Annotated in this window: 4 protein-coding genes; 3 read left to right on the forward strand and 1 reads right to left on the reverse strand. The window is 63.1% G+C overall.

Annotation, left to right across the window (positions count from 1 at the left end; genetic code table 11):
* Positions 1-171 precede the first annotated feature (171 nt).
* From JaAD80_RS29365 to JaAD80_RS29375, 3 genes are all read left to right on the forward strand, one after another.
* Positions 172-1,194 (forward strand): serine hydrolase, encoded by a 1,023-nt coding sequence (locus tag JaAD80_RS29365; protein WP_180979668.1) that lies wholly within the window; start codon positions 172-174, stop codon positions 1,192-1,194.
* 115 nt (positions 1,195-1,309) lie between these two features.
* A complete protein-coding gene (locus tag JaAD80_RS29370) occupies positions 1,310-1,651 on the forward strand; it encodes a hypothetical protein (RefSeq protein ID WP_102299684.1) in 342 nt (113 codons plus the stop codon).
* 54 nt (positions 1,652-1,705) lie between these two features.
* Positions 1,706-1,969 carry a hypothetical protein gene (locus JaAD80_RS29375; RefSeq protein WP_102299686.1) on the forward strand — a complete coding sequence of 88 codons (264 nt, stop codon included), beginning with the start codon at positions 1,706-1,708 and terminating at the stop codon, positions 1,967-1,969.
* A gap of 54 nt (positions 1,970-2,023) precedes the next feature.
* Here the strand turns inward: JaAD80_RS29375 and JaAD80_RS29380 are convergent.
* A partial coding sequence (locus JaAD80_RS29380) for a fasciclin domain-containing protein (protein ID WP_180979669.1) occupies positions 2,024-2,278 on the reverse strand: 255 nt, incomplete at its 5' end.

The following is a 2,278-nucleotide window of genomic DNA, read 5'->3' on the forward strand; positions in this document are numbered from 1 at the left end:
TCTGGCTGCGCAAGCGCCGCGCGCGCATGCGGCAAGCGGAAAAAACGCCGACGCAGGAAGCGCCAGCACACCCGCTTCATGCAAACTTCAGCAAATAAACCAGGCGGATCGCCACACGGCGGCGCTATTGGGCGACACTGTCCGTCCGACCCATCGCCACGAAAGCTGTCCATGCGCCGCTTGTCCCTGCCACTGATTGCCTCCCTCCTCTTCCCCTGCGCCGCGCTGGCGCAGGACGCCTCCCATGCCGCCTTCGACCAGGTACTGCAAGCGCAGGACCGCGACACTCATGGCGACTTGCGCGCCGTCGTCGTGCTGCGCGATGGCGCCATCGTCGCCGAACGCTATTACAACGGCGAGACGGCCGATACCCTGCACGACATCCGCTCGGCCGGCAAGAGCATCACCGCGCTGCTGGTGGGTGCCGCCGTGGCGCGCGGCCAGCTGGCCACCGGCAAAACGGTGGGCGACTACTGGCCCGAGGTGGCCGGCAGCCCGGCGGGCAAGGTTGTCATCGACGACTTGCTGACCATGCGTTCGGGCCTGGCCGCCTTTGATGAAGACGAACACTCGCCGGGCAATGAAGACAAACTCGATGAAGCGCCCGATCCCGCCGCCTTCGTGCGCGCCGTGCCGGCCGCCACGGCGCCAGGCACGCTGTACCGCTACAACTCGCTGGGTTCCTACATCGCCGGGCGCGTGCTGGAAAACACCAGCGGCGCCGACCTGGAAACGCATGCGGCCAAGGTGTTGTTCGCCCCGCTCGGCATCACGCGCTGGAGCTGGGGCCGCGACGTGGCACACCATCCGAAAGGACAAGGCAACTTGTCGCTGCGCGCGCGCGACACGGCGAAGATCGGGCAGATGGTGCTCGATGATGGGGTGGTGGACGGCCAGCGGGTGATCGACGCCGCCTGGCTGCAAGCCGCATTGGCGCCGCGCGTGGCCATCGGCGCCACGGACCGCTACGCGGACAGCTACGGCTATTTCTGGTACGCGAAGACGCAGGACATCGGCGGCAAGAAGATCGCCGTGCATTTCGCCTCGGGCAACGGCGGCAACAAGATCTATGTGATACCGGCCCGCCGCATGGTGGTGAGCATTGCATCCAGCGCGTATGGAAAAGGCTATGGACAACGCCGTTCGGAAGACATCCTGAAAGCCATCCTGCACGCGGATGCCATGCAGATGTAAGCGTTTGTAATGGCCGTCAACGGCAGCGATCCGGGGCGCGTTTTATGCTCAGTGACACGGGAATCATCCCGGCACCAACAGACATGCCAGACAAACCACCACTGAGGACTGCACCATGAAAAAAGTAATTGCTACCCTGATCGCCGGCCTGTTCGCAAGCGCTGCCTTTGCCCAGGCGCCCGCAGCGCCAGCCGCCCCTGCAGCCTCGGTTCCCGCCAAAGTGGAAGCGGCACATACCAAGGCTGTCGTGAAGGCGGACGCCAAGGAAGCGCAAGCCGTCGTCAAGGCCGATGCGAAAGAAGCCAAGGCAGTCGTCGCCGCGAAAACGGAAGTCGCCAGCGCCAAAGCGGAAGCGGCCACCACGAAAACCAAGGCGCACCACAAGGCCACGAAAACCAAGGCCAAGGCTGACGAAAAACTGGCATCGGCCGCCGCTGAAGCGGCGCCAGCCAAGTAATCCAGCACATACGTACCCGATTCGATACGCCACCCTACCTACCAGGACATCATCATGAAAAAAGTTATCGCCACCCTCGTTGCCAGCCTGTTTGCCACCGCCGCTTTCGCCCAGGCGCCAGCCGCTCCTGCCGCCACGCCAGCGACGCCTGCCGTAGCAGCCGCGCCAGCAGCCAAGGCTGAAGCGCCGGCAGCAGCCGTCAAGCCGGCGGCGCACAAGAAAGCCAAGCATCACAAGGCGAAGAAGGCAGCTCCTGCGGAAAAAGCAGCACCGGCGGCAGCTGCGGAACCAGCTCCTGCGCCTGCACCAGCCAAGTAAGCAGCACGGCATCAAGCAAAAAGACAGGGTTTTCCCTGTCTTTTTTTCGCCCGCTTATTTAGGCATCAGCACCGTGTCGATGACGTTGATCACGCCATTCGACTGGTACACGTCATAGGTGCTGATGTTGGCGCTATTGCCGCTTTCATCCATCACGACGATGTTGTGCATGCCGTTCATGGCGAACATCAGCTTGCCGCCGCTGGCCGTCGGCAGGGTTGCCTTGCCGTCGTGCATCTTGATTTCCTTGGCCAGCGCCTTGAAGTCGTATTTTCCCGGTACCACGTGGTAAGTGAGGATCTTTGTCAG

It is taken from the genome of Janthinobacterium sp. AD80 (assembly GCF_002878455.1).
Classification (GTDB): Bacteria; Pseudomonadota; Gammaproteobacteria; order Burkholderiales; family Burkholderiaceae_D; genus Janthinobacterium.

Bases quoted from the DNA above. Each gene is read 5' to 3' on its own strand.
- JaAD80_RS29365 (WP_180979668.1), top strand. From the start codon at position 172: ATGCGCCGCTTGTCCCTGCCACTGATTGCCTCCCTCCTCTTCCCCTGC.
- JaAD80_RS29370 (WP_102299684.1), top strand. From the start codon at position 1,310: ATGAAAAAAGTAATTGCTACCCTGATCGCCGGCCTGTTCGCAAGCGCT.
- JaAD80_RS29375 (WP_102299686.1), top strand. From the start codon at position 1,706: ATGAAAAAAGTTATCGCCACCCTCGTTGCCAGCCTGTTTGCCACCGCC.